Here is a 26,762-nt window from a genome sequence, read left to right on the forward strand (position 1 = left end):
TCCGTATCGGCTACGTTAAAGAAAAACACTGTTTAGCTGCGCTAACATCGCGGCTGATTTGCTCTGTAAGCTGAGACAGTGTTTCGAATTTTTGTTCATCGCGAAGCTTTTCTATGAGCTCCACTTTCATAAATTGACCATAAATGGTCTCACTAAAGTTAAACAGGTGAACTTCTAATAAAGCTTTAGTCCCATTTAACGTCGGTTTGTTACCTACATTGGCAACACCGTAATAACTCTGTTGCTTCACGGTCGCTTTCACTGCATACACCCCTTTAACCGGACTAACCTGCCGTTTAAGGGCGATATTGGCCGTGCGAAAACCCAGCTCTCTGCCTTTTTTCCAACCATGAATGACACGGCCTGATATAGCATAAGTATGACCTAGCATTTCGTGAGCTTGGTTCAAGTCGCCAACCGCTAAGGCTTGGCGTACTAATGTGCTACTGACACGGCAATCTTGCTTGCGAAAACTGGCCGTATCTTTCACTTTCATACCCAAGGGCTCGCCCACTCGCTTTAGCATGGCAAAGTCCCCGGCGCGCTCACGGCCGAAACGAAAATCGTCGCCGACGGTCAATGCCTTAGTGCCAAGCTTAGCAACTAACACCTGTTTTATAAATTGCTCTGCATCTTGCGCGGCAAATTTACGGTTAAAGTTAACGCAAATAACCCGCTCAATTCCAAGCTCTTTTAATAACACCAGTTTATCGCGCAGTCGCGTTAACCTGGCAGGTGCTCGGTCTTTGGCAAAAAACTCAAGCGGCTGTGGCTCAAACAACATCACCGTACTCGGCAATTGGTAGTGCTTTGCGTCGCTTATGAGCCCCTTCAAAACCTCTACATGTCCAAGATGAACTCCGTCAAAGTTTCCAATCGTCAACACGCAACCGAAATGATGCGGTCGAATATTATGGATCCCTCGGATTAGTTGCATAGTGCTCGTGCCTTTGTGCAGCAAATATCAAAGAGCCCGATTATACCCAAGTTAGTTGAAAATGCGAATCAAGCCTCTTTGATTGTGTGTAATCTAATACCCAAGCAGTAAAGTAAACCAAAGTAGCTCACCATTGCCACCGCCATTAGGCCGCTAAGCAGTGTAATTTGATCCACTAAGCTCCAGCTAAGCCAAGCGAACTGAATGCTGAGATAATACACTCCAGTGGCCATGCACAGAGCAGCAAAAAGACATTTAAAGGTAAACTGTAATGAAAAGGCGCTGAACTGATAAACCTGTTGCTGTGATAACCTGCGGTATAATAGCCAAGCATTGCACGAAGCCGACAGCGAGGTGGCCAGTGCTAACCCCAAATAGCCAATAAATGGCGCTAAAATCAAATTAAACACCATGTTTAAAACCATGGTGATAATTCCAATTCTTACTGGGGTTTTGGTGTCTTGACGAGCATAAAACCCCGGCGCCAACACCTTAATCAACATAAAGCTCAATAAGCCGACGGAGTATGCTGCAACTCCCATGCTCACCTTGTCTATGTTATCTGCATTTTGTGACACAAACTCACCGTGGCCGAACAGCACCGCAATAATCAGTGGGCTAATCACCATTAGACCCAGCATGGCCGGCAAACCAAGAAAAATAACGAACCTCACTCCCCAGTCTAGCGTTTTTTGAAAGTCCTGCAGCTTTTGCCCTGCGTGCAACTTAGACAGTGCCGGTAAAATCACCGTAGCAATACCGATACCAAACAAGCCTAATGGAAATTCAATTAAGCGGTCTGAGTAATACAACCAAGCAATGGAGCCGGTAACTAAAAAAGAAGCAATCACCGTATCAAGCAGCAGGTTAATTTGACTTACCGACACCCCAAACATGGCGGGGATCATCAGTTTTCTTACTTTGCTAATTTCCGGGCTATGCCATGCAAACTTGGGCCGGCTTAGAACCTTAAGCCGCAATAAGAAAGGCAACTGAAACAGTAACTGCACCACGCCACCGATAAATACGCCCAGCGCCAACGCATAGGCCCCCTCGCTAAAGGTATCGTGCAGTAAAATAGCGCAAGAGATAATGGCCACGTTCAGCAACACAGGAGTAAACGCTGCGGCTGCAAAGCGGTTGTAAACATTGAGTACAGCGCCACTGAGCGCAACCAAAGAAATAAAAAATAAATAGGGAAAGGTTAATTTCAATAGTGCGCTGGCTAAAACAAACTTTTCAGCATCCCCGCCACCTTGCCACCAATCAATAAACCAGCTGGTGCCAAACAGTGCTGCAATCACTGGTGAGCCAATGACCCCAAGCAAGGTCACTAGCAGTAAAATGGTTCCTAGCGTACCTGCCGCTTGAGCCACAAAAATACGCACCTTATCGTCACCGTGTTGCTCTTTTATTTCAGACAGCACTGGCACGAAGGCTTGGGCAAACGCCCCTTCGGCGAATAGTCGACGTAAAAAGTTAGGAATGCGGTTGGCAAACAAAAAAACGTCCGCGGCGAGCCCTGCACCGAGTAAATTGGCCACCACGGCATCGCGAACCAGTCCCAAAATACGCGATATCATGGTCATGGCACTGACAATCATGCCTGATTTAAATAACCCTTTTGCCACCTTAACTCCTTAATTCTGTGAATTGCGGCAAATTATGCCACAGACACAGCGCATTTAGCACTAGGCGCAGTCTTTCAGCTTTGCTACAATAGCGCCATTAACTGAGGTATGCCGATTTCACTTGTGGGATCTTGGGCTAATACCGATTCGCTTAATTAAGTGGTCCATTTGAGGCAAGAAAATTCTGTCGATAACAAGGCTAAAATTTTGCTATTTAGTTGTTCTAAATAAGAAATTTTTAACGCAGTTAGCGTCAAATTTACTCCCTCAAATTGAGCAAGTATTAATGCGGATTGGTATAATACTTTAGTTCAAACCTGAGATGTTCAAGGCACTTAGAGAGGAATTCTTCCTCACATAATAAGTATCTGTTGGGATATTACGGGTGTACTTAATCCAAGACTGCGATGGTTGCTTTCGCGATAAGCCAAGCCTTTCACAGTCAGGTTAAGGATAGAGAATAACCCAAGTGGTATCTTGGGTAATGAACATTAGGCCGCGCTTGTTAATTTTTGATTGACTTTTGCGATTAAAACAGGCATATTCCTCGGCCTTTAAATTAAGCTTATTTTAAGATTGTTAGGAGCAAACCTTGGCTAACATCAAGTCTGCAAAAAAACGCGCTATCACTAGCGAAAAGCGTCGCAAGCACAACGCAAGCCGTCGTTCAATGATGCGTACATACTTCAAAAAAGTAATCGCTGCTATTGAAGCTGGTGATAAAGAAGCTGCAACTCAAGCATTTGCAGTTGCAACACCTATCCTAGACCGTTACGCAACTAAGGGTCTAATCCACAAAAACAAAGCTGCTCGTCATAAGAGCCGCCTAGCTGCTAAAATCAAAGCGCTTTAATTTGTTGCTGGATTGAAAAAACCGACGTTAAGTCGGTTTTTTTATGCCTAAAATTCACCCCACCGACAAGCTCTTTGTCTGCAGGGCTATATCTATTCTGAGCATTATGCTATTTCTAAGTCTGGATAGAACTTTTTCAGCATGGCGGCAATTTTTTTCGGTGAAAATGGCTTAACCACAAACCCCTTAGCACCACGCTCAATGGCGTCTTTGACGTTGTCCACCGTGGAGTGAGCCGATACCATGACGACATTGATGTTGGGGTTGATATCATTTAAGGTCGCGATCAGCTCTTTGCCATCACCGTCGGGTAACTCTATGTCTAAAAAAACAATATCAAAATGTTCTTCTTCACAAGACTTTACACACTGTGTTGCGGTTGACGCCTCCTTAACATGATCGATGCCAAGATGCATGAGGGTTTGATGCAAAAAGCTGCGAACTGTTCCTACATCATCAACAATTAAAATCGAGATACTTTGATCCATAGTCCTTTCCCGTAGGCTGTCGTGTAAAAGTGCGCTATTATATTCAGCATAGAAGCATTATAGAGACCTGCAACTAAAAGGCTACTTTAAGCATGGCAAAACCATCAAAAAAACAATCGCTTTTAGGCCAAACTCAGCCACCTAAAAAAAAGCGCCCCAGCAACAGTAAAAACCGCCGACCTTCACCTCAGCAAGCCGCTGCAATGAGAGCACAACAAGCTGCCGCCTTGCAAGCACAACAGGCTGCAGTGGAGTCAGAGAAGCCCAAAAGTAAAACAAAATGGCTAGTTGCTGCTGTTTTAGCTGTTGTGTTTATACTGTTCCCCAAGCCTCAGTTAATTACCTATGAAAAGCTTGGTTTAGTGGCTGAAAGTGTATACTGGCCAGGGCTGCCAGGGGTTAGCCCAATGCTATTTGATTCTAACCTGCATGCCAAATCTGCCCTGGATCGCAACACCCTTTACCTGTGCTACGATTTACAAAACCCAGACAGCTGTCAAAAGTATAAAATCATCAAACAACAAGGTTTTATGGCGGCCATGATGAAGCTGGTATCAGGCTAGCAGATAACAACTGACAAGCCATAAAAACACTAAGAGGTGATATCGCATTGCCTCTCCCCCTCTATTTTCCTTACGACAACCATTAGCAGCCCCTTATTACTCTCTCTGCTATTAACAGCCACTCACCACACTTCCTATATGGCGCCTTTCTCTTTTCGAGCAAGAGGAAAAACTTACACCTGCAGTGTTACTTCCTTAACAAGGGTATCCAATTCTTATAGCAATCCGCTTAATTAAGTGGTCTATTTGAGGCAAGAAGGTGGCTTAGAGAAACTTGCAAACTAGCACAGTGGGTGGGGCTCGAATCGAACCGCCGCCCCACCCGGCGTGACAGGCCGCTATTTCCTGAGGCAAGAGTTAACCAACTGAACTACCATGCTTTCTAACGCACACTTACAAGCGCATACGCGACAAAAAAAAGATTTAATAAGGTTATTTAGTAGAGGTTTTTTGAGTAAGTTTGCTTGGAGATGTTTGCAAACTGGCGGGGTGGACGGGACTCGAATCGAAGCGTCGAACCGCCGCGACCCCCGGCGTGACAGGCCGCTATTCCCTAAGGCAAGAGTTAACCAACTGAACTACCATGCTTTCTAACGCACTCTTACAAACGCATACGCGAAAAAATAGAGTGATTTAATGAGGTGATTTAATAGAGACATTTGGAATAAGTTTGCTTGAAGGAATTTGCAAACTGGCGGAGTGGACGGGACTCGAATCGAAGCGTCGAACCGCCGCGACCACCGGCGTGACAGGCCGCTATTTCCTAAGGCAAGAGTTAAACAACTGAACTACCACGTTTTATAATGTTCGTAAAAAATAAAAAGGAAATACAATAAGAAAATTACGTGGAGATGTTTGGAATAAGATTGCTTGGAAGCAATTTGCAAACTGGCGGAGTGGACGGGACTCGAATCGAAGCGTCGAACCGCCGCGACCACCGGCGTGACAGGCCGGTATTTCCTAAGGCAAGAGTTAAACAACTGAACTACCACGTTTTATAATGTTCGTAAAAAATAAAAAGGAAATACAATAAGAAAATTACGTGGAGATGTTTGGAATAAGATTGCTTGGAAGCAATTTGCAAACTGGCGGAGTGGACGGGACTCGAACCCGCGACCCCCGGCGTGACAGGCCGGTATTCTAACCAACTGAACTACCACTCCGCAGTGATAGATTTGCAAGATATCTTAATGGCGGAGTGGACGGGACTCGAACCCGCGACCCCCGGCGTGACAGGCCGGTATTCTAACCAACTGAACTACCACTCCGCAGAGATATCTTAATGACATTATTTTACTCGTTTTAGTGTTGGCGGAGTGGACGGGACTCGAACCCGCGACCCCCGGCGTGACAGGCCGGTATTCTAACCAACTGAACTACCACTCCAGCGAGTAAACAAGCTGTCATAAAGCTTGAATATAGTAATGCGAGATATTGGCGGAGTGGACGGGACTCGAACCCGCGACCCCCGGCGTGACAGGCCGGTATTCTAACCAACTGAACTACCACTCCACTGAGTATTCGCATTGTTTTGCTTCGAAGTGTTGGCGGAGTGGACGGGACTCGAACCCGCGACCCCCGGCGTGACAGGCCGGTATTCTAACCAACTGAACTACCACTCCATAAGAAGCAAATGCACGTTTTGATAAGTATTGGCGGAGTGGACGGGACTCGAACCCGCGACCCCCGGCGTGACAGGCCGGTATTCTAACCAACTGAACTACCACTCCAGCGTAACTTATTGATACTGTAAAAAATAGATGGCGGAGTGGACGGGACTCGAACCCGCGACCCCCGGCGTGACAGGCCGGTATTCTAACCAACTGAACTACCACTCCGCTGCGTATTTTTTGCAGTGTTTGCTGTAGGTTGTGCTCCCTGACAGCGGCGTGAATAATACGAATGACCCCCTCTTGAGTCAACCGTTTTTTGAAAAAAAACCGTGTTTTTTAGTCATCCTTCATTGAAAGGTTCAAAATATCACCTGATTTATCATTTTTTGAGCCATTATCTTCGGAGTTTTTTTCAGAGTCGCCTAAGTCATCCAGATCAATGACTTCTTCTTTCTTTTTAAATGGGTTTTTAAGCTTAACGGTTGGTAATGATAATTTGATTGGTTTTTTCTGCACAAAAACACGGATAGCCAGCCAACCTAACAACATCACCACCACGTTGCCAAGCACGATGATGGTAATTAACATTGCCGTGCTTAGTGCCGGTTCGGGCTTTGGCTTAGGTTTTAGTGCCTCAAGCTCAGGACGTTCAATGGCAGCAAGCTCAGGCACCTTTTCAATGGGTCGTTCAATCTCAAATTTGTAATCGGGTAAAACCGCCATAAATTCGCGGCCATTAATGTTTTCACCAAACACTGACAGCTCAACGGTGTAGCGTCCCCAGTCATAGTTTTTGATTGCCAACTGGCGATACAGGCGCTCAGTTGCATCAAGCGTAAACATTTGCTCTTCGCCATTGGGATAAAACACTTTGCCTTGAAAAATAATGGTTTCAGGCTTAACCACTGAGTCATCTATCTTGATGGTAAGGCCATGCTCAAGCTCATTTTCACCGGCTAACATCAGTTCAAAGTCAAAGGGCGGCTCAGCAATAATAATGGCAGGCTTGACCACCCGACGCTTTAAAATCGGGGTTTCAATAAAAAATTCAGGCTGCCACTCCCCGGCTGGAAAATTCAATTTAAACTCGCCGGTAAAAATGCCGTCGAGGGGGCGCTCATCAAAGTCACGACCATCGTCTTTAAAGTCAGTGACACTTTGTGTGCCGGCACCGAAGTTGGCGTACTCATCGTTGTTGGTGCTGGTGAATTCAACATACAAGGTCACCACGTCACGAAAATAACCAACGTCAATGGCTTTGCCGTCATTGGTCACTTGCCCGGTAATTTTCAGGATCTCACCACGAAACAGTAATGGCGGTAATGCTTCAACTTCCAGTTCGATATCGCCCAGTACCATGATGCGGCTATTCTCTTGGATTTTACCGATCACCTGCCAAGGGCCTGGAGTGGGATTTTTGATGATAATAAGGTCGTAACTGACTTCATCGTACCATTGTAAGTTTTCATTTTTCAGTGCGTGAGTGGCATAGAATTTACTGCCATCTGGCTTCACTAATACAACGGCAGGTGAGCCTGGGGCGCGAAAGAATAACAGGGTAATCTCTTCGACATTATGATCAATGCGAAAACGGTTGTCCAACAGCGGAATTTCATTCACTTCACCGTCGCGTTCAAGCATAGTGATTTGCGGTGTTTCAGCATGACCTAAGATGCTAAACAATAACAAAAAGCCCCAGACAAGCTGTTTTAGATTCATGCAATTATCCTAGTCATTCGCTGCGCCTAGCGTCTTAGAGGCGCTTAGTCATTTTTATTTATTGGTGCCACAGGCTTTGACCGCTGGCTTTATCAACTAACTCCATACGCTCAAGGTGTGCTTGTTCTTCATCGGCCGTTGCCGCCAAAACTTTAAGGGGCGCTCGATTGGCGTCTAGACGAATAATGCCACCAGCAGAATTTTGCTGATCCTGATTGCTTTGATTGGCAAGATTGAGCTTCTTTTGTCCGCCAGTCATAGCCAAGTAGACATCGGCTAAGATTTCCGAATCCAGCAAAGCGCCGTGTAACGTACGTTTAGAGTTATCGATATCATAGCGGCGACATAAGGCATCCAAGTTATTTTTTTGTCCTGGGTGAAGGTCTCGCGCCATTTTTAATGTATCGAGCACATCGCAATATTGATGCGTGTCTGGGTAGCCTTTATTGAGCTTGGCAAATTCATGATCCATAAAGCCAACATCGAACGGCGCGTTGTGGATCACCAACTGTGCTCCTTTTATGTAATCAAAAAATTCTTGTGCAATTTGGTGGAAAAACGGTTTATTGCGTAAAAACTCGTTGGTAATACCGTGAACATCGATGGCTTTTTCTTCAATATCGCGCTCAGGATTAATGTAGACGTGAAAGTTATTTCCGGTTAGCCGGCGATTAACCAATTCAACACAACCAATTTCAATGATGCGATGGCCCGCTTTTGGATCAATACCCGTGGTTTCTGTATCCAGTACTATTTGCCGTGTGTGCATATCGTTGCCCGCTTAACTTTGTTATCATTTTACCTAATCTGCACATTTTACATAAAAATAGGTCAATTCGTGCAAAAAACCGTAGAGATTTATACTGATGGCTCTTGCCTGGGTAACCCAGGCCCAGGTGGCTATGGGATTTACCTTTCCTATCAAGGCCATGAAAAGCAACTTAGTGCAGGTTATCAACTCACTACCAATAACCGCATGGAGATGCTCGCCACCATCGTTGCGCTAGAAACGCTTAAACGCCCTTGCGATATTATTCTCTATACTGATAGCCAATACGTCAAACAAGGCATTGAATCTTGGCTCGCTGGTTGGAAAAAACGCAATTGGAAAACGGCGTCAAAACAACCGGTAAAAAATAAAGACCTATGGCAACGCTTGGACGCGGCAGCGGAACGACATAATATCGACTGGCGCTGGGTGAAAGGTCACGCTGGCAACAAGTACAACGAATTGGTTGATGATTTAGCCCGTGAAGCGGCGTCAGGCAGCGAACTGTTAGTGGATGAAGGCTACCAAGCCAACGCCTAAGTAGTGGGCCATTAGTCCAACACTGACTTTCAGGCCCCCCACTCTTTTATCCTACTCTTTATCTTGGCAAGTTTGTCGCAAGCCTGCGCTTTTCACTGCTGGAGCCCATTTCGGCTTGGCATGCCATTTGGGTTTAATCGGCGTCAATGGCATCACTCGTTTTCTTGCCACTAATAAATACACACTTCCCATTGGTTTTAGGTAATGACGACAAAAGCGCCGCCACGGAGCAAAACGCGAAAGCCTTGAGCCTCGAGCTAGCGAAGCATGAATAAATCGCTCATCACCGACAATTTCAAAGCCCAGCAAATCAAGCCAATCTTTCACTCGAGAGGGAGTAAAGAAGCGACCCGACCAAGGCAGCTTCTCGCGACTAAAAGGCAGCATTTGCGCTGCACCACATAAACTGAATGGGTTAAAACCAGAGATCACAATGTAACCACCTGGAATTAGTGTCCGGTGTGCTTCGCGCAGAATATGGTGAGGGTCTGAGTGGTATTCTAAGCATTGACTTAAAATACAGGCATCTACCGAGTTTTCATAAAAGGGCAATTCATCCACCTCAGCAAAGACGCCAACGTGTTTGCCTTCTGGTGCAACACATACTTGGTGCTTAATTGGGCTTGCTGAGGTATCGAGCTGACCACTCAAGCAGCCGAGTTTGAGCATATGATAACCAAACATTCTCGGCAGCCATGCATCTAAGCGCTTTTGGATCCCCACTTTCAAGTACTCACCATGGGGGAAATCCTGCCATACGTCTGGCTTAGGGCCTTGTAGAAAAGTTAACGCTGGTTTCATTTGCTGAGCTCGTTATACTGGTGTTATGGATCACTTTATAGAGCATTGCAGTATGGTGCAAGTCGACGCAATTAACGCTTTTACCGACAATTATATTTGGGCAATTAAAGATACCGACAACGCTTGTTGTTGGGTCGTTGACCCGGGTGATGAACAGCCGGTGTTGGCGTATTTACAACAACAGCAACTCAGCCTAGCTGGGATTTTGGTCACCCACCATCATTGGGATCACACAGATGGTATCGCAGCGCTACAACAAGCCTTTCCAGAGCTTACGATTTATGGTCCCAGTCAAGGCAAGTTTCAAGGAATTACCCATGGCCTCAGAGAGGGAGATAACATCACGGTTGCCGGGGTGACACTTAATGTCGTCGCCACTCCTGGCCATACACTGGATCATATTTGCTATGTTAACGAGGACATCGCTTTTACTGGAGATACCTTGTTTAATGCTGGCTGCGGTCGTTTATTTGAAGGCACAGCAACGCAAATGTGGCATTCATTTACCAAGTTACTAGCTTTACCAGAAGATTGTGTCGTGTATTGCACCCATGAATACACACTGGCGAATCTTGAGTTTGCTCAGGCCGTTGAGCCCGATAACCAGGCTCTGCAAGACTATCAGCAACAAGCTCAAGCCCTAAGAGCGCAACAACAAGCAACGGTTCCCACCACCATTGGCATGCAAAAAGCCATTAACCCATTTGCTCGTGCCGATCGCGACGACATTTTGCTACAGGTGCCAGAGCAATTTATTAACCAGCACAATTCCCCTGAAGCGCGATTTGCAGCCTTGCGCCGTTGGAAAGATAATTTTTAGTCTCACCAGCCATACTGGTTGTTACAAAAACGCTTAAACCGAGCCTGGTTAGGCCAAAGCGAGTCAGTTCAACCAGTTTAGCGTACAGCTTTACCTACGTGATTGTTGTGCTGTGGCTTACAGCACAACCTTGATAATTTTGCTAAGAAACTTTAAATAATGACACAAAGTCGGTAACATTGCCGGGTTTTTGTCCGAACCTCTAGCGAATGAACCATTTATGAAAAAGCTTGCCTTTATTGTTGCTACATCTGCAGTATTAAGCGGTTGTCAAATGACCGCTGAAACGCCTTTAGAGACAGCCACCAAACAAGTTGAAAAAGCCGATTTAAACCACGCCAGTCCCTATGATGTTGCGCAATCATTAAGCTCTTCGTGGCAAGATGAACAACCAGAAGTGGTTCCTGTATTTGATGATGTTTGGCAGCGGATCCGTTATCAGCTTTCGATTGAGGTGCCTCAGAATCGTCCGGTGGTGGCTGAACGTAATTATTATCAGCGTCATCAAGCCTACTTAGACCGCATTGCCAAGCGCGCAGAGCCCTACCTTCACTACATTGTTGAAGAAGTTGAAAAGCGCAATATGCCGGTTGAGATTGCCCTGCTGCCTATCGTGGAAAGTGCCTTTGACCCGTTTGGCTATTCTCATCGTTCAGCCTCAGGGATTTGGCAGTTTATGCCGCAAACCGGTGAGCGCTTCAACCTTAAGCAAAACTGGTGGTACGATGGTCGTCGCGATATTGTCGCCTCTACGCAAGCGGCTTTGGACTACTTAACCTATTTACACAAAACCTTGGAAGGTGATTGGTTAAACGCCATTGCTGCCTACAACTCAGGGGAAGGTCGCTTACTTCGCGCGATCCGCAAAAATCGTAAAAAGCACCTGCCAACCGATTTTTGGTCTTTGGACTTACCTCGTGAAACCACCGCCTACGTGCCTAAGTTGTTGGCGCTTTCTGATCTATTGAAGCGCTCAGAAGAGTTTAAGGTGACTTGGCAACCAATCATCAATGCTCAAGTAGTTGATCTGGTTGAGGTTGGCTCACAAATCGACTTAGCTTTGGCAGCAGAAATGGCGGATATCTCACTGACGGAATTGTACCGCCTTAATCCCGGTTTTAACCGCTGGGCCACCGATCCTGAGGGTCCACATCAATTGCTGCTCCCCATAGATAAAGTGGAAAACTTTAAACAGCAGTTGGCAAAAACCGAGGTGAAAGACAGGTTGCGCTGGCAATATTATAGCGTCAAGCGCGGCGACAGCTTATCGGTGGTAGCGTCTAAATTTAATACCAGTATCAGCGCAATTCGCTCATTAAATGACATTAACGGCAATATGATCCGCGTCGGTCAAAAGCTATTAGTCCCGCTAAGCGAGGGTGAGCTGCAAAGTGAGCACTTACCTGATGAGGTACGCGTTGCCGCCAACAAGGTCACTAAGAAAAAGCTAAGCCACACTGTTAAGTCTGGCGATACCCTTTGGGATATTAGTCGCGAGTACGATGTAACGGTAAAACAGCTAGCCCGCTGGAATAAGCTCAAAACCAACACGGTATTGCGCCTTGGACAAAAGCTCACGGTGTATAAAAATAATAACGCCAAAAAGCGCACCGTGTTGTCTAATCAAGAGCGCACCATTACCTACAAAGTACGCAAAGGCGACTCACTGGCCCGTATTGCCACCAAGTTTGGCGTAAGTGTCAATGACATTATTAAATGGAATGATCTTGCCGGGCAAAAGTACCTGCACCCAGGTCAAAAACTCAAGCTAAAAGTGCAAACTAAGCGAGTCTAATACGAACACTCGGAGCAAGGCGCAGCGCCTTGCTCCGAGCCATCAAGCTATACGCTTTTTGCGTACTCCTCGAGCCAAGGCTTGGTTGGCTCCCACGGCTCAAAATGCTCACAGGCGTCAATGTCTAAGCGCGGCTGCACTCGAGTGGCATTTAGTTCACCGATCAACTCATCAATTTGTTTGCCCGCACCGCAATAGGTATCGCCATAACTGCTGTCACCCAGAGCAATCACCGCCACCTGCTTATCGGTGAGCATGGGAAATTCGCTTTGCATCTGTAAAAAGAGCGGCAGTAAGTTATCTGGAATATCGCCAGAGCCGGTGGTTGAAGAGATAAAAAGAATGTTATCGGCTTGCTTCAACGCCTCAATAGTTGGCGGTTCAATGACATTGGCTTGATGCCCTGCTTGATTTAAAAATTCAATACAGTCTTGCGCCAAGTTTTCAGCATTGCCGTACATACTTCCGACAAAAATAGATATCGTCGCCATTACTTATAGTCCTTCTCGTTATTAGGCCAGCCCAATTCGGCAAAAACAGCCAATGCTGCTTCACCCAAATCAGCGGAAATGGAAATGGTTTGCTTGCTGTAAGGGTGAGCAAATTCCAGTCGCGTTGCAAACAACATCAGCCGCCGCAGGCCAAAATGCTCAATAAAAAAGTGATTATGTTTATTATCGCCATGATTCACATCACCAATAATGGGGTGTGAAAGGTGGTTTAAATGGCGTCTAATTTGATGTTTGCGGCCCGTTTTAGGGAAACACTCCACTAAGGAGTAGCGAATACTGGGGTACTTACCAAAAGCAATAGGGAGACTTGCCTGATGTAAACAATTGACCTGCGTTTGCGCTTGCTGCGGTGCTTTGTCTTGATCCGCGAACTTATCGGCAATTTTATCCAGCTCTTCTTTTAATGGTTTATCAACCCAGGTTGACGCTGGAGCATAGCCCCGTACCATCGCCAAATAGCGCTTTTTAATTGCCCCGCTAATAAACACTTCATTCATTGCTCTGGCTGCTTCTGAGCTCAAAGCGAAGAGCAACACACCTGAGGTTGGCCTATCTAAACGGTGCACAGGAAAAACATGCTGGCCGAGCTGGTCCCGTAGCATTTGCATCGCGAATTGAGTCTCACGTTTATCTAAAAAAGAGCGATGTACCAATAAACCAGATGGCTTATTAATGGCCACATAATCGCTATCCTGATATACAATTTCTAACATGCTTAGCCTTTAGCAAATGACTTATCTAGCTGCTTTAAACATTGGTGTACGGCATTAAAATAAAGGTGTTCACTCAACGTCATTTCAGCCATGGGGGCTATCGCCATGTTACTAGGTAAGGGCGCATCTGCCGCTAACATGTCACGCACTTTAGGGAGAAAAACAAACTGTAGCCATTGCTCAAATGCCATGGTGTCGCAACAAAACGGTTCAGTAGAGGCGTATGCCGTTGCTGGCAATGGCTCAGACTGCCAAAGCCCTGCGGCTTTCAAGCATGCTTCAAGCTCGTCTAGCTGGGTGGCTATTGCTACATTCATAAGGCTAACCCTTAAGGTTTTTCTTTATTATATCTGGCTTTAAGATACAACAGAAGTAGGCTGCCATAAAAGCAGTTAGGCTTATCAGCCCCCACAAAACTCGCTATAATTGCGCCAACGAACGAATTAATTAATGATAGAGATGCTATGACAGCGCAAATTTCCACCTTAGGTGAATTATTAACTAACGCCGGAACGCAGTGGCGTGTTTACGACATGGGCCGTCGCATAAATAAAATAGATAAACAGCAATTTGCGCAAATAGAGCAGACTCACGCCCCCTACCCGTATCCATTGGGTGGTCATGCCATTCTGGCGATTCAATTTTGGGATAATCAAGCCACCCTTGACCCGTATGTTTGGTTCTTAAAGTTTCCCCTTGATGAACAAAGTAAATTGGTGATTGCCAGCCGCGATCATTTTGCTTCCATGGTATTAGAGGCATTAGGAAACCAGCTTACCGGAGAATCTGCACAAGGTAAGCTCGACAACAACCCCTATGTGTTCAAGCCCAATGCCAATAAGCTTGCAGCGTTTAACGCCCTTATGAAGCGCGAACTAAACCGTCCCGCTTCACAATACTACGAACACGCCGAACTTTACTTTTCTGGTAAGCTGGGTTTTGAGCAGTGGCAAGATATCGCCTTGCAAGGCATCGCCGATTTTGCATTACGCTTGGACCATGGCAACAATAGCCAGTATTTGCGCTCTGCATGGCCCAAGTTACCACAGCAGGTGCAAACGCCTTTAGCGGCGATGCTTGAGCATGTCGCCGTCAGCACAGCACAAACTGAAGACTTTTTGGCACAGTTACAGTCAGCTTGTAAGCAAGCAAATAGCTCTGTGGCCATTAGTAATTTAAGAGCCATGTCGGGCAGTCATGCTCTGGGGTTAATAGCGCAAGCGGTTGATGATATTTTAGCGTCACCACTGGCAGGCGATGTTGATTGCCTGCTAACCATCGCTGGCCGCGCGTGGGAAACATTAACGGAGCCACAACGGCTGATGACTTACATGGAAAAGGTAGCTGAAAACCAACAACTGGAAGGGTTGTTCAATAGCGTTTTTGCCGACCTTGTTGCAATCCCAATGTTGCGCCCTCATCTACTAGGCATTATTCGGGCTGAAAATCGTAGTGAAGTATTATCACGCGCAATTGGAAGGTTATTCTCTTAAATGACAACGTTATGGCTTTTTATTCTGGTATTTGCGGCTATTGCCCTGTTTTGGTATAGCCGAAAAATTGCTGAGGCAGCGAATCGGCACGCTCAACATCAGGCACAGACTCTTGAAGTACAGCTATTAAGTGTTGCCTGCGTTAAGCGCAGGTTTGGCGTGCTGCGTAACGGCCAGCTAGGAATAAAAAGTCAGTTTATCTTTGAGTTTAGCTCTGATGGCGAGTCGGCCTACCAAGGTAAGTTGTATCTAGAAAACGAGCGATTAGTCAACAAAGACTTGCCAGCATATCGATTAGGGGGATAGCCGCAGCGGCTTTGTGGTTACGGTTAAATGAAAATATCTAGATAGGTAAAAAAACTAAGGCGCTAGCCTTGTTGCTGCGCCTCAATTCTGACGATTATCCCAAGAGGTATCCAATCCCTCAACAACGCGCTATCGCCCGTATGCAATCCGCCATTCTTCTTCACCTGAACGGGTATATACTCCGACTTACCCGTTAACTCATCCATGACTAAGTCCTCTAGCACATCCAGTGCCCATCCCTATTTGCCTTCAATGGCATCCACTTCGCTTCATGCGCTCCTAGCCGCCTTGGCTTCCTCTTCGCCTATCCATATGCGCTCCCTATTAAGGTTACATCCTGTAACTTATCCACTTCGCAGCGTTCCGTACCGCGCTCCCTCTTCCTGAGCCTTGCTCTTCCCTTTCAACACGTCCATGCTCCTCTTCGCGTCCTGCGCTCCTAATCACCTCCTGTGATGTCCCTGTCCTTAGTGAAGCTCCGCCTCACACTCCTCTCCTCGAGTTCCGGTTCGTCCTTGCCTTGTCGATAACGGCCTTGTTTTGCTGTCAAATTCCATATCCTTTGACGCTAGAGCTCCTGCTCTTGTGTTTCCCTACACTGTGAAGTCTACGCAAATTACCTGAATTTGGCAGGATGCGGATCTCAATTAATTTTTAGCAATAAAAAGGTAAAAAACAGAATGTTCTTAAAAAACAATAGATAAGTACCAATAGCAACTACAAACTCGGTCAAACAAAACGCCTTCACGCACATCCATGTGAGATATTTCCTACGGCATTATTTCCATAGTTGCTATTTGTCTTTAAATAGCAACATGCCTTCAACAGCGCTAAAGGCGAGCGTTTGCAGTGGTTGGTAGTGATGAGTAGCAAAAAATTGCTCTTGTCCTTTTTGAGTAATAAACACAGCCATGCCTTTGGTTTTGTCACTTTGTGCTAATAGGTCGTCTAAGGCTTGCAATAAGTAATGCCCATGACCCTGCCCTTGACACTGAGGGTCTACCGCAATAAGCGATAAAAAGTGATAGGGTTCATACTCTTGCAGCGCTGAGCGAATGGCTTTTTCTTTTTCTATGAGTTGTTGGGTTTGTAAGTACCCTGCACTTAGCATCAGCCGCAGGCGCCAATGCCATTGTCTGGATGCCTCTAGTTGTTCGCCATCGGCAATGACACAAGCTACGGCCAACAGACGTTCATCCTCGTACAACCCCACCATGGGCTGGCCAGTTTGACTAAAAGAAGAAAGCTCTTCGCGAATAAGTGCTCTTAGCTTTTTTTCAAAATCGAGCTCGTGTTTTGCCTCTAACACTTGTTTTAACAAGGGATCATCGTGGTACGCTTTGTATAACACGCTTGCGGCAACATTGATGTCTTCTGGGTGTAAATATTCCACCACTAAATTAGCCGTGGGAGTCTGCTCTGACATGGAAAGTTCCTTATTGTTATTGGGTCGATGCTAAGACCATTGCGGCCACGGATCATCGCCAGTTCAGTTCATCGTTGTTAAGCTGACGATGTATATGTGATTGTGAACGCTTTTTCACCACAATCACTTGCCAAAGTTTTTGCAACCACCTTTACTATAGTAAGTGAGTAAAATTCAAGCAAATAGAGGGGATACAAAATGGATACTAGTCGCCACACGATGAGCACGTTATTCTCACAGCTAGGTCTAGATAACTCACCTGAGGCAATCGCACGGTTTGTTAAAGAGCACCATTTACCCGAGGGCATGCTGTTAAGCCAAGCGCCTTTTTGGAATGAAGGACAGCGCCACTTTATTGAGGAGTCGTTAGCGCAAGACGCGGACTGGAGCGAAATGATTGATGAACTAGACGCCATGTTAAGATAGCGTCTATATAGCTCCTAAACACACTTGGTGGTATCATCCGCAGCCATGATTAATGCCTGTTTAGGAGCTGTTATGCATCCCGTTGTCGCCAGCGCCATTAAAAAACTTGTGCAAAGTGGTAAAACTCCAACTGTTGCGCTCACCAAAAGTAAATTGTCACAACCGGTGGCAATGCCAGAGATCATTGCGGCAATCGCAGCTTATAAGCAAGACCCCAGTTGTGTCGAGCAGTTGCACGAAGAGCCTGCTGAGCACCAAGTAGCCACACAAACCCAGCTGGATCGCATTGAAGCCAAGCTTGATAGATTACTTGCGCTGTTGGAAAAGTCGTAATGTTTGTCGTTGATCTCACCTTTGATTGTTATACCGAAACCACCCTTGATGCTGCTGAGCAAGCCATCAACCGAGTGGTCAACGCCTTGCGCTTTAACGGCCAGATTATTGGCGATGAGTTTCCCACGGTGTTAAAAGATGGTTTTTTTGTCACCCGTGTGATGTGTCCAGAAGAAGATTCCTTACATCCGCTCAACCACAGCCCATTTGTTAAATTTGCTGTTGAGCAATTACAACAGTCAGGGCTGCTGGCACCTAAAGTGAAAGTGATTGGCCAAGACATTCATGCTAACAGTGCCGATGCTTGCGACTCGCCGTCCAGTTATATTCTTTATACCACCTATGTTCATACCTGCAGCCCGCTGTACTGTGGCGACGACTTTTTACCTGTGCCTTTGTATAAGGTACCAGCCATTGCTAACGGCGATTACAAAGCGCTGATCAAGTGGCAAGAAGACTGGCAAGCCTGCGACCAAATCCAAATTAACGGCGCTACCCGCTGTGAGTTTGCCGCACTTGAGGAGATCTCCAGCCCCGAGAGTGACTTGTTCCGCCGCGGCATGGATTTAAGCAAGCGCCTGCGCTACCTAACCAAAAAGCCGGTGTACTATTATTTGTATCGCGTCGGTGGTGAGAGCCAAGCCACAGAGCAGCAGCGCAAATGTCCCAGTTGTCAGGGTGACTGGCTGCTCGATGCCCCTTGGTTTGGCCTGTTTGATTTTCGTTGTGACACGTGCGAATTGGTCTCCAATATTTCTTGGGACTTTCAATAACGTACGCTTTATACCAATTCGCTTAATTAAGTGATCTATTTTGAGGCAAGTAAATTTTGTCGATAACCAGGCAAAAATTTTGCTATTTAGTTGTTCTAAATAAGAAGTTTTTAACGCAGTTAGCGTCAAATTTACTCCCTCAAATTGAGCAAGTATTAATGCGGATTGGTATTACTCGTCAGTTAGCTTGGGTAATTGTCGATAAGAATAGTAACAAAGTCAGCCATGGAGTCTGCCAAACGGTGGTGCTGTGGCTTACCCACAAACTCTAGTCCCACTTGTCCACTGGCAACATCAACGGAAAGCAGCAGATCCTCGGCTTCTGTGAGCCCGATAAAAACCGTCTCTGGCTGCTTCAGTCGCCGTTTCATTAAAATATGGCCAGTGATGTTTTGTTGTAACCGGTCAAAATCTTCTTCATTCCACGCTTGCAGTAGCTCAATCTGTTTGCCTTCAATAAAGGCCGTAATGTTGCCGGCAAAAAATGCGCCGTAAAAGCTCTCAAGGCCATCGGGAAAGCGACATTCAAGCGCCGTTGCTAACGCCGCTAATGATCCCTCAGGTTGCCTTGCGTGGGCTTGCCATTTAATTTCATTAAGTTTCGACGGTTCGCCTACTTCACAAGGGCTCGGCCATGCTGGATCATGCTCCACGGTAGGTAGTGATTGGGTCTGTTGTTGCTGATAATGGCTATGGGCCTGATGTAACGCCATCATATCGGGCTGCAAAGTCATAAATGCGCTCTCTTATTTTGTCGACAACGAATATTCGCTATAATGGCGCCATTGTAACGAGATTTGAATTAACATGACAGACTACAGCAACGCTCCCGAGCTCCAGTCATCGGTACTGGGTAAAACCACTGACTATGCTAGCAGCTATACGCCAAGCTTATTGCATCCGATTGCGCGCAAACTCAACCGCGATCAGATTGCCGTTGACGAAACCAACTTGCCGTTTAAGGGCGAGGATACGTGGACAGGGTATGAGCTTTCTTGGCTGAACCCCAAAGGCAAGCCACAAGTGGCCGTTGCCAGTTTCGTTTTCCCCTGTCAAAGCTCACACATCATCGAGTCTAAGTCATTTAAGTTATACTTGAATAGCTTTAATCAAAGTCGCTTTGAGTCTATGGCTGCAGTACATCAGGCCCTACAGGCTGACCTGTCTGAAGCTGCCAACTGTGAGGTGTCTGTGACCTTATATGGGCCAGAGGAGTACGACTGCATCCCTTTCACTGCACTGCCGGGGACGTGCATTGATGATCTCGATATTAGCGTTGACAGCTATACGCCTAATAGCGCGTTACTGCAAACGGCCAGTGATAAGGTGGTTGAAGAAACACTGCACAGTCACTTATTAAAGTCGAATTGTTTGATCACCTCGCAGCCCGATTGGGCCAGTATTGTGATCCATTATCATGGACCACAAATTGACCGCGAGGCACTGTTAAAATATTTAATCTCTTTTCGTGACCATAACGAGTTTCATGAGCAATGCGTTGAGCGCATTTACTGTGAACTGTGGCGCGCGCTAAAACCGCATAAGCTCAGTGTGTATGCCCGTTATACCCGCCGAGGCGGCTTAGACATTAACCCTTACCGCTCGAGCGAACACAACCAAACGCCTTATAAGGTACGCATTAACCGTCAATAAGCTAGAACTCGCCAGGCCCTTGCCTGGCGAACTGGCGTTACTGCGCGGGGGTTTTCTCAACGGGAACGGTAACCGAGCAAACATCGGTGTGATTTGGTCTGCTGACAAACCACTCGCCTACACGGTGCTTACGCGCTGCGATAAGCTCAGCAAAAAGCGCCGTATCGGTTTTTAAGCGTTTAAATTGCGGTCTTTTTTCCAAATCTGCCAGCACCGAGACCTGTTTAATCAGGTTAAAAGGCTTGTCAGCTGTCGGTGCTCTGTCCAGCTTTTGAATGTGTTCCATGCCTGCGATAAGTTGCCCAAACACCGTGGTATTTTTATCCAAGTAGCGCTGTGGTGTTAAAGTAACATAAAACTCGGTACCGCCACTGTCGACATCGTTACCGCGAGCCATAGCAAATGCTCCAGTGCAGTGCGTCATCCACGTCTGCGTTCCCTGTTCATTTTGTGCCACAGCAAAGCCATTTAAAAAACCGCTGTTGGCGGCATAACCGTCGATTGCATTGATGGAAGTAATCGTCAGCGGCGACTCAGAGTGATAAACAAACTCTTGGGTAATGGCTTTTTTGCCTTGCTTAGGGGCTTTTTTCCCCTCCATGTCTCCGCCTTGGGCAACAAAATTCTCTACAAAGCGATACATGGATAAACCAGTGTAAAAGTCCTCCCGAGCTAAGGCTTTGATGTTTTTTACGTGGTTGGGAGCAAGCTGAGGGTTTAGCGCGATGTAAACCGGGCCCGTTGCTAGGCTAATCTGTAAGATATTCTCAGGGTCTAAACGCTGCCAATCTGCGTCACTGGCAGCAGCCACAATTTCACTGGGTGAACGGTTTGATTGCTCTTGTGCCAGCGCATTCCCGGCTAGGGCCGCCCCCAACATGGTCAATAACAGTGCGTTTTTCATTATTATTTTTCCTTATTTATTTAGAAGGAGCACCTCGTTTCAGCGCCGAGGCTTACTCATCATCCCAATCAAATTTGTACAGTAAATCAATACTGTCGTATAAACCGCTGGTTGCTTCAATATAAAACTTTGAAAACACCCGATAGCGCAGCGCAATTTCGTTCATTGAATCAAACACACCGACGCGATAACTCACTTGCACATTGGGCGTAATATAGCCCGACACTTCCACTTGGGTATCGTCGCCACTGCCTTTGGCACTTAAATTAACATCTCGCAACCCCAGTGACTCACCGGCCTGAGTCAAAAACCCTTCACTGCGGTCAATCCCTTGGGACAGTAAAAACTGCGTCAGTAAGGCATTGTTAGAGGTTTCAGACTCCCCTAATGGCTCGCCATTTAACAAGTAAGACAAAGCTTTAGCTTGATCCATGGCAGGCTCAGAAAACACCGTTAGTCGCGGCTTGGCCGCACTGCCGGTTAAATCGACCCCAGCAATAACATCATTGGCCGTGGTGGCCGGGTTACGAATGGCGCGAATATTAAGGTAGGGCTTATCTAAGGCACCATTGAAGCCGATTTGCCCTGTTTTAATTTGTAAGTCTTGGCCAAAAGCTCGGTACTTCCCTTCTCGTAACTGCAACTCCCCAGTGGCCAGTAACGGTGACGTCAGTTGCTTTTGTAGCTCAATACTGCCGGTGACAAAGCTATCTAGCCCCAGCGCTTTCACTCTAAAGTCATCTGCCACACTCACCTGCAAATCAATGGCGTGTTGCACAGGGACAGACATAGGCGCTTTGGCTTTGCTATCAATGATGATTTCATCACTGGTTTTAGTCGTCACACCGGCAGGTAATGACTCAATATTGACACGACCAAATGGCACATCCACGGAGCCAGTCATTCGTGCAATATTATCGCGGTATGATAATGACAACTTAGGAGATACCATCATTTCAATGCGAGAGTCTTGTTGGATATAGATATTGTCACCATCCACCTTCAGTGTCGCAGCGAGCGCCCGAGACCAGTCAAATTGGCCATCCAACTGGATTCCCCCACCGCCAGTGGTAGCGAGTTGCCCTTGTAGCTGCGCGGTGGTGGTATTGAAAGACATTTGCATCGCGCCGCTGTCTATTTCAACTGGTAAAGAGTTGGAGCGCATAGCCAATTGCTGGAGCTCCACTTGTCCTGACATTTGTGGCGCGGATAAACGTCCAGCCAATTCTACTGCACCGGTGATCTCCCCTTCGAGGTTAATATCTTGACCGCTTACCCGACTGATAAGACCGCTTAAGCGAGGTAGCTTGATGGCGGCAATAGTAATCTTACCAGCCAAAGCAGGATCGGATTGTGCCAATGGCATGGTCATGGTGCCGTTAAACTGCCCCAGAGTGTTGGAGTCCATTTGCCATGTGGTATTCAACTGCTGCTTATTGGTCTGCACATCGGCATTAAATTGTGAAATGGCAAAACGTTGGCCTTGGCTGGTTAAGCTGGCTTCATTGACCGTAACCTTGCCATCGACGGCTTGCAATTGGCCACCTTGCCATTGCAACTCAGCACGAGCCTGTGCCAAGCCTTGCAGTTGCATGTTTGTTGCAAGCCAAGGTTGGATCTGCGTCAACTCCAGCGCCGTTAGTGCTAGCTGCGCTTGACCACTTTCTCCTTGTTGCTGGGCGCTGTAGCAAAGGTTGGCATCGGCTAGCTGCCAACACTGCTTTTCCAGCGCCAACTGTCCGCTGAGGTAACTTATTTTGCTTGGCGCTTGCAATGCTATGGTTTGCCCTTTTGCGGTCATTTCAGCACTGGCTAGCTGCCCCTGCCAACCTTGTGGAGACGCACTGCCTTGTGCCTTTATGGTAGCCACCGCGTTGGGGTCACGAACGGTGATGGTGGCCTGATGCTGTTGCTGACCGCCCTTAACTTGAATACCCAAATTTTCAATTTCATATCCCGCCGCGCTGAGTTGTGCCACTGCCAGCTGCAGCTGTCCCTCGGCTGCCTGTTCGCGATTCCACTGACCACGTAAGCGGGTGTCTGTAAGAGAAATATCTTGGTAACTCAGCCTAGCCAAATCGACACTCCCCGACAGAGTTGGCAAGCTTGATTGTCCATCGATATAAACTTCACCTTGGCCTTTGATTGCAACAGGCAGCAGCGAATTGGCGCTGTGGTCGAGCTCAACCATCAGCGCTAAATCAAGCTGACGACCAAGCTCACCACTGAGGGTGATTTTGCTATTGCCGTATTGAATTACACCACGTTGCAAGTCTCCTTGTAGGTGCTTATCAAGGTTAAGGTCGGCCTCTACCTGAAGCGGCTCACCGGCCACTTTACCGTTCAAGTTGAGCTGCTTAACATCCAGCGCCCAGTTGTCTTCAGCGGTTTCAAAGGCGACATTCAGCTGACCATTTAAAACATCGTCCGGTGCCATTGCCATCTGGTATTGCACCAGCCCGAGTAGGTTATCGATAGGAAGCGATGACGCGCTGGCATTGAGCTCTGCAGCAATGCCATTTAACCACTTAAGTTGGCCATTTGCGCTCAGCTGTGATTGCCCAGCTAGAAGCTGCAATTCAGTGAGCTCAAACTGATGTAAATTACCACGGCCTTGCAAGTTAGCATTGAATTCGCCAAGCCCTTTTGCCGAAGCGTTAAGATCGGCTGTTATTTGATAGTCATCGGCGTTACCTGAGAGCGTTAGCTCTGCCTGTGAGAGTTGGCCATATTCCGTGCTAGAGGTTACTAGGTTATCTACCTCAGCCGTTAAGCTGAAAGGCCAATTTTCTTGCGCCGTATTCACTGAGCCTTGCAAATGGGCTCTGGCTGCTCCTTGAGTATTCAGAGTCAATTGCAGCTGCTGGCCTAAATGGCCTTGTAACTCTACGCTGGCTAAGCCCTGGGGGTGGCTAACTAGGGTGCGGCTACGAACAGCCCAACTCTGCAGCTCAACGGCTAGGCTGGCACTTACATACCACTGCAAATAATTCACTCTGGCCTCTTCAATGCGTAAGCTTTGTCCGGCCTCCACTTGCTGCAGCTGTAAATGGTTAAAGCGCTGCTTATTAATATAGAGCTCTGCAAGCGTGAACTTACCAATGTTAGCCTCAATAGGCAGAGTTACTTGGGGTAGTTGCAATGGCGGTAATGACTGTACTGGCGTAGCGCTGCTACGCGATGGTGGCGCGTCTTGCTGATGAGTTAGCAGCTCAAACTTAGCAATGGAAAGCCAAGGCAGCGACAGTTTATCAGCGACCATTTGCCCTTGACCTGCGACATCGCTGACGGTCATTGTCATGGCCGGATTTTCGAAGCGCAGCTTCGCGACGGCGAAGCGCTCAATCGCCACACTCACAGGTAGACGAATGGTTTTATTTTCAGTGTGTTGCGATTCAGATTCAGTGGTGCTCTTTTGCTTTACTGCAATGTTCTCGGCCCTTATATCCAAACACACAGTTGCACAGCTAAACAACGAAAGGCGTATTTCGGTATCATCTACCCGCAGTCTGGTATTGGCATTTTCAAAGCGCAGGTTAACACTACCACCGGATAGAATTCGCTGCTCAATTTGCTCAACCTGTAACCCACTGACTGTTTGGTTGGCCAGCCATACCAGAGCCTGTTGCCCGGGTAAGGTGAAAAACAGACAAACCAACAACAAAAATAGCCCTGCCAATACACTGGCAAGCTTAATGGATAGGCTTCTCAACGACATCAGATCTCAGGTCCTATAACAATACTCAGACGGGTGCTTTTACTTTCTTTGGTCAGGCCCCAAGCGTGGTCGAGGCGAATGGGACCTACTGGGGTCAAATAGCGAAAACCAAACCCAGCTCCTACTTCCCAATCATCTGAAAAGTCGTTGGTGGCGGTGCCAACATCGCTAAACAGCGCCACGCGCCAGTTAGGGTGAAATTGATAATTATACTCTACCGATGCGGTGGCTAGGTATTTACCACCAATGATTTTTCCTTCCTGGTCACGGGGGCCTACTGATTCATAGGCAAAACCCCGAATGCTTTGATCTCCCCCAGCAAGAAAGCGGTGATTAAAAGGGATTTTTTCGATGTCCTCGGTGACGATGGCACCCAAATCTACTCGACCAAAAAATAAGTGACGCTCATCAAGGTCTCGGATCCAAGCATTGTTCCAACGCACTTTCAGCATATCGGCAGAAGAAAGAAAGTCATCTGCCGCCACTTCAACAGATAGCAAACGCTCGTTACCCCAATAAGGTAAAGCACCACCTTTACTTTCTTTTTTTAAATAGCTGATCCCTGGAATGAGCATTTCGGTACGCTGTTTATCATCCCCCTGCTGTGTGGTTTCATGTTCGCGTTTAATAAATGCCGTTCTCACCCAGTCATCTGCGGTAAGCCACTGTCGCTGTAACTGAATATTCCAGATTTTACTATCAATGCCCTCGGTGACCTGATCTTGTAATTGATATCCTCCTAGCACTCGCCAGACATCATTATTTGGGTCATCAACCGGAATAGTGTAGCTGGCAGTAATATCCTGCTGCTTTTGTGACATCCGCAAATTGGATTCAAAGGAATGTCCGTCCTCGGTGATCCAGGGCTTAAACCATTTAAAGCGTAATTTAGCGCCAACATCATCACTGTAACCGCCCCCCACTTCAAAGCTATTGGCGGGCTTATCGGTGACACTGACACGAATTGGGATTTGTGCACCGTGGCGCTGCTTTAATAAGGGGTAAACCTTAATGGCACTAAAATAAGGCGTTTCGTTAAGCGCCAAATTAAAGTCCGCCAGCAGGCTTGCCTTGAACGGTTCACCTGGTTGAAATGGACTGAGAGATGCAATATAAGATTTTGCCTTGATGTCGCCGGTGATATCTAGCTCACCAAACTGGTAGCGCGGCCCAGTATCGACGATAAGCTTCGCCGCAGCAAAACGGTTCTTTTTATGAATAAGCAATTTAGCTTCTTGCCATTGAAAATCAAAAAAGCCCAACTCTAACAGTTCGCTTTCGAATTGACTTTTACTCTGCTGATATTCACTGTGGTTCACCTGTTGGCCTTCTTTAATGGCTATGTCAGCAGCAACTTGTTGCAAGCGGGCTAGCTGTTGCCCAGCACCAACAAGTTTAACGTCAATGGCTTGCCAAGTTAACGGCGGCTCTAATTGTGCGCTGACTGCCAAGGTAGTATCTTGCTGCTTTACTTCTAAGGTATAGTGGTAATACCCCAGCGCTTCTAATGCATGGCCTATTTCGACTCGGATCTCTTTTAGTATTCGCGCATTGAACGCTTTTCCTTTGAAAGGAGCTAAAAAGCCACTGATGTTGTCCTCAGCCTCACCGCTATCGACATTCACGGTTATGGATTCGATACTTTTGGCTGTGGTTTGTGACTCAGCTTCAGCCTGCCACGTGCCAACAGCGAGCAACAATGTAACACCTAGCAATAAAAACCGCTTCATGGAATCAATTTTACCTAAATTAAAAGAACTTAAATGGCGATAGCAACATTGTGCTTGGTAAATGCAAAACTGTAAAACAGCTTTTAGTAAAGTTATTAATATTAACCAATTAAACCTTAACCTTGAGTGTATTTGAGTTGCATGGAAAGCTCAGCGCTGGCAGCGCAACATTTATTTACTCACACTACTTTTTATTTCTATGCAGATGACGGACAATAGCCATAAGTGAACACCTAGAGTATAACT

Annotated in this window: 26 protein-coding genes and 7 tRNA genes; 11 read left to right on the forward strand and 22 right to left on the reverse strand. The window is 46.7% G+C overall.

Annotated features, from left to right (window positions below):
• Positions 1–10 precede the first annotated feature (10 nt).
• A complete protein-coding gene (ribF, locus tag R3P39_RS08710; protein ID WP_336566952.1) occupies positions 11–937 on the reverse strand; it encodes a bifunctional riboflavin kinase/FAD synthetase in 927 nt (308 codons plus the stop codon).
• Positions 938–1,005: 68 nt separating this feature from the next.
• Positions 1,006–2,568 carry a murein biosynthesis integral membrane protein MurJ gene (gene murJ / locus R3P39_RS08715; RefSeq protein ID WP_336566953.1) on the reverse strand — a complete coding sequence of 521 codons (1,563 nt, stop codon included), beginning with the start codon at positions 2,566–2,568 and terminating at the stop codon, positions 1,006–1,008.
• Between the two features lie 592 nt (positions 2,569–3,160).
• On the opposite strand from murJ, the gene rpsT reads away from it, so the two are divergent.
• A complete protein-coding gene (gene rpsT, locus R3P39_RS08720; RefSeq protein WP_336566954.1) occupies positions 3,161–3,421 on the forward strand; it encodes a 30S ribosomal protein S20 in 261 nt (86 codons plus the stop codon).
• A gap of 104 nt (positions 3,422–3,525) precedes the next feature.
• Here the strand turns inward: rpsT and R3P39_RS08725 are convergent, their stop codons facing one another.
• Complete coding sequence (locus R3P39_RS08725; protein WP_336566955.1) at positions 3,526–3,909, reverse strand: response regulator; 384 nt, start codon at positions 3,907–3,909, stop codon at positions 3,526–3,528.
• A gap of 92 nt (positions 3,910–4,001) precedes the next feature.
• On the opposite strand from R3P39_RS08725, the gene R3P39_RS08730 reads away from it, so the two are divergent.
• Positions 4,002–4,472, forward strand: a complete 471-nt coding sequence (locus R3P39_RS08730) for a hypothetical protein (protein WP_336566957.1) — start codon at positions 4,002–4,004, stop codon at positions 4,470–4,472.
• Positions 4,473–5,558: 1,086 nt separating this feature from the next.
• Here the strand turns inward: R3P39_RS08730 and R3P39_RS08735 are convergent.
• The 9 genes from R3P39_RS08735 to dnaQ form a co-directional block, all read right to left on the reverse strand.
• Positions 5,559–5,635: transfer RNA gene (locus tag R3P39_RS08735), tRNA-Asp, on the reverse strand.
• A 28-nt stretch (positions 5,636–5,663) separates the two neighbouring features.
• Positions 5,664–5,740: transfer RNA gene (locus tag R3P39_RS08740), tRNA-Asp, on the reverse strand.
• A 41-nt stretch (positions 5,741–5,781) separates the two neighbouring features.
• Positions 5,782–5,858: transfer RNA gene (locus R3P39_RS08745), tRNA-Asp, on the reverse strand.
• Positions 5,859–5,907: 49 nt separating this feature from the next.
• Positions 5,908–5,984 (reverse strand) — tRNA-Asp (locus tag R3P39_RS08750).
• Positions 5,985–6,017: 33 nt separating this feature from the next.
• Positions 6,018–6,094 (reverse strand) — tRNA-Asp (locus R3P39_RS08755).
• Positions 6,095–6,125: 31 nt separating this feature from the next.
• Positions 6,126–6,202: transfer RNA gene (locus tag R3P39_RS08760), tRNA-Asp, on the reverse strand.
• A 31-nt stretch (positions 6,203–6,233) separates the two neighbouring features.
• Positions 6,234–6,310 (reverse strand) — tRNA-Asp (locus tag R3P39_RS08765).
• A 111-nt stretch (positions 6,311–6,421) separates the two neighbouring features.
• A complete protein-coding gene (locus tag R3P39_RS08770; RefSeq protein ID WP_336566958.1) occupies positions 6,422–7,804 on the reverse strand; it encodes a TIGR03503 family protein in 1,383 nt (460 codons plus the stop codon).
• A 58-nt stretch (positions 7,805–7,862) separates the two neighbouring features.
• Entirely contained in the window at positions 7,863–8,573 is a 711-nt protein-coding gene (dnaQ, locus tag R3P39_RS08775) for a DNA polymerase III subunit epsilon (RefSeq protein ID WP_336566960.1), read from the reverse strand.
• Positions 8,574–8,642: 69 nt separating this feature from the next.
• Between dnaQ and rnhA the strand changes: the two genes are divergently transcribed.
• On the forward strand, positions 8,643–9,113 hold the full coding sequence (gene rnhA / locus R3P39_RS08780; protein WP_336566961.1) for a ribonuclease HI: 471 nt from the start codon (positions 8,643–8,645) through the stop codon (positions 9,111–9,113).
• Between the two features lie 51 nt (positions 9,114–9,164).
• Here rnhA and R3P39_RS08785 read toward each other — a convergent pair whose 3' ends face one another.
• On the reverse strand, positions 9,165–9,914 hold the full coding sequence (locus R3P39_RS08785; protein WP_336566962.1) for a class I SAM-dependent methyltransferase: 750 nt from the start codon (positions 9,912–9,914) through the stop codon (positions 9,165–9,167).
• A gap of 52 nt (positions 9,915–9,966) precedes the next feature.
• On the opposite strand from R3P39_RS08785, the gene gloB reads away from it, so the two are divergent.
• Positions 9,967–10,734, forward strand: coding sequence for a hydroxyacylglutathione hydrolase (gene gloB / locus R3P39_RS08790; protein ID WP_336569277.1), 768 nt, complete (start codon positions 9,967–9,969; stop codon positions 10,732–10,734).
• A gap of 220 nt (positions 10,735–10,954) precedes the next feature.
• Positions 10,955–12,529: a LysM peptidoglycan-binding domain-containing protein gene (locus R3P39_RS08795; protein WP_336566963.1), complete on the forward strand. Its 1,575-nt coding sequence runs from the start codon at positions 10,955–10,957 to the stop codon at positions 12,527–12,529.
• A 47-nt stretch (positions 12,530–12,576) separates the two neighbouring features.
• Here R3P39_RS08795 and R3P39_RS08800 read toward each other — a convergent pair whose 3' ends face one another.
• From R3P39_RS08800 to R3P39_RS08810, 3 genes are read right to left on the reverse strand one after another with little or no spacing between them, the layout of a single operon-like run.
• Positions 12,577–13,020: a flavodoxin gene (locus tag R3P39_RS08800; protein ID WP_336566964.1), complete on the reverse strand. Its 444-nt coding sequence runs from the start codon at positions 13,018–13,020 to the stop codon at positions 12,577–12,579.
• The gene (gene truC, locus R3P39_RS08805) at positions 13,020–13,754 is read right to left on the reverse strand and encodes a tRNA pseudouridine(65) synthase TruC (protein ID WP_336566965.1); all 735 of its coding nucleotides are present in this window, start codon (positions 13,752–13,754) and stop codon (positions 13,020–13,022) included. Before truC ends, R3P39_RS08800 begins: the two co-directional genes overlap by 1 nt.
• Before the next feature lie 2 nt (positions 13,755–13,756).
• The gene (locus tag R3P39_RS08810) at positions 13,757–14,071 is read right to left on the reverse strand and encodes a YqcC family protein (RefSeq protein WP_336566966.1); all 315 of its coding nucleotides are present in this window, start codon (positions 14,069–14,071) and stop codon (positions 13,757–13,759) included.
• A 147-nt stretch (positions 14,072–14,218) separates the two neighbouring features.
• On the opposite strand from R3P39_RS08810, the gene R3P39_RS08815 reads away from it, so the two are divergent.
• Positions 14,219–15,247 carry a DUF3549 family protein gene (locus R3P39_RS08815; protein ID WP_336566967.1) on the forward strand — a complete coding sequence of 343 codons (1,029 nt, stop codon included), beginning with the start codon at positions 14,219–14,221 and terminating at the stop codon, positions 15,245–15,247.
• Complete coding sequence (locus R3P39_RS08820) at positions 15,248–15,553, forward strand: DUF3301 domain-containing protein (RefSeq protein ID WP_336566968.1); 306 nt, start codon at positions 15,248–15,250, stop codon at positions 15,551–15,553.
• A gap of 62 nt (positions 15,554–15,615) precedes the next feature.
• Here the strand turns inward: R3P39_RS08820 and R3P39_RS08825 are convergent, their stop codons facing one another.
• On the reverse strand, positions 15,616–15,777 hold the full coding sequence (locus R3P39_RS08825) for a hypothetical protein (protein ID WP_336566969.1): 162 nt from the start codon (positions 15,775–15,777) through the stop codon (positions 15,616–15,618).
• 569 nt (positions 15,778–16,346) lie between these two features.
• Positions 16,347–16,979: a GNAT family N-acetyltransferase gene (locus R3P39_RS08830; RefSeq protein ID WP_336566971.1), complete on the reverse strand. Its 633-nt coding sequence runs from the start codon at positions 16,977–16,979 to the stop codon at positions 16,347–16,349.
• A gap of 198 nt (positions 16,980–17,177) precedes the next feature.
• Between R3P39_RS08830 and R3P39_RS08835 the strand changes: the two genes are divergently transcribed.
• From R3P39_RS08835 to R3P39_RS08845, 3 genes are all read left to right on the forward strand, one after another.
• Positions 17,178–17,405: a DUF2789 domain-containing protein gene (locus R3P39_RS08835; RefSeq protein WP_336566973.1), complete on the forward strand. Its 228-nt coding sequence runs from the start codon at positions 17,178–17,180 to the stop codon at positions 17,403–17,405.
• 72 nt (positions 17,406–17,477) lie between these two features.
• Complete coding sequence (locus tag R3P39_RS08840; RefSeq protein WP_336566975.1) at positions 17,478–17,738, forward strand: hypothetical protein; 261 nt, start codon at positions 17,478–17,480, stop codon at positions 17,736–17,738.
• A complete protein-coding gene (locus R3P39_RS08845; RefSeq protein WP_336566976.1) occupies positions 17,738–18,511 on the forward strand; it encodes a Zn-ribbon-containing protein in 774 nt (257 codons plus the stop codon). The genes R3P39_RS08840 and R3P39_RS08845 overlap by 1 nt, the downstream gene beginning before the upstream one ends.
• 182 nt (positions 18,512–18,693) lie before the next feature.
• On the opposite strand, the gene syd is transcribed toward R3P39_RS08845, so the two are convergent.
• The gene (gene syd, locus R3P39_RS08850) at positions 18,694–19,245 is read right to left on the reverse strand and encodes a SecY-interacting protein (RefSeq protein WP_336566977.1); all 552 of its coding nucleotides are present in this window, start codon (positions 19,243–19,245) and stop codon (positions 18,694–18,696) included.
• Positions 19,246–19,318: 73 nt separating this feature from the next.
• On the opposite strand from syd, the gene queF reads away from it, so the two are divergent.
• Complete coding sequence (gene queF, locus R3P39_RS08855) at positions 19,319–20,164, forward strand: NADPH-dependent 7-cyano-7-deazaguanine reductase QueF (RefSeq protein WP_336566978.1); 846 nt, start codon at positions 19,319–19,321, stop codon at positions 20,162–20,164.
• Between the two features lie 37 nt (positions 20,165–20,201).
• Here queF and R3P39_RS08860 read toward each other — a convergent pair whose 3' ends face one another.
• The 3 genes from R3P39_RS08860 to R3P39_RS08870 are packed head-to-tail and all read right to left on the reverse strand — an operon-like array spanning position 20,202 to position 26,516.
• On the reverse strand, positions 20,202–21,068 hold the full coding sequence (locus R3P39_RS08860) for a peptidylprolyl isomerase (protein WP_336566979.1): 867 nt from the start codon (positions 21,066–21,068) through the stop codon (positions 20,202–20,204).
• A 52-nt stretch (positions 21,069–21,120) separates the two neighbouring features.
• The gene (gene tamB, locus R3P39_RS08865; protein WP_336566980.1) at positions 21,121–24,786 is read right to left on the reverse strand and encodes an autotransporter assembly complex protein TamB; all 3,666 of its coding nucleotides are present in this window, start codon (positions 24,784–24,786) and stop codon (positions 21,121–21,123) included.
• The gene (locus R3P39_RS08870; RefSeq protein WP_336566981.1) at positions 24,786–26,516 is read right to left on the reverse strand and encodes an autotransporter assembly complex protein TamA; all 1,731 of its coding nucleotides are present in this window, start codon (positions 26,514–26,516) and stop codon (positions 24,786–24,788) included. Before R3P39_RS08870 ends, tamB begins: the two co-directional genes overlap by 1 nt.
• Positions 26,517–26,762: the final 246 nt, after the last annotated feature.

Origin of the sequence: Pseudoalteromonas sp. UG3-2, assembly GCF_037120705.1 — a bacterium.
GTDB lineage: Bacteria > Pseudomonadota > Gammaproteobacteria > Enterobacterales > Alteromonadaceae > Pseudoalteromonas.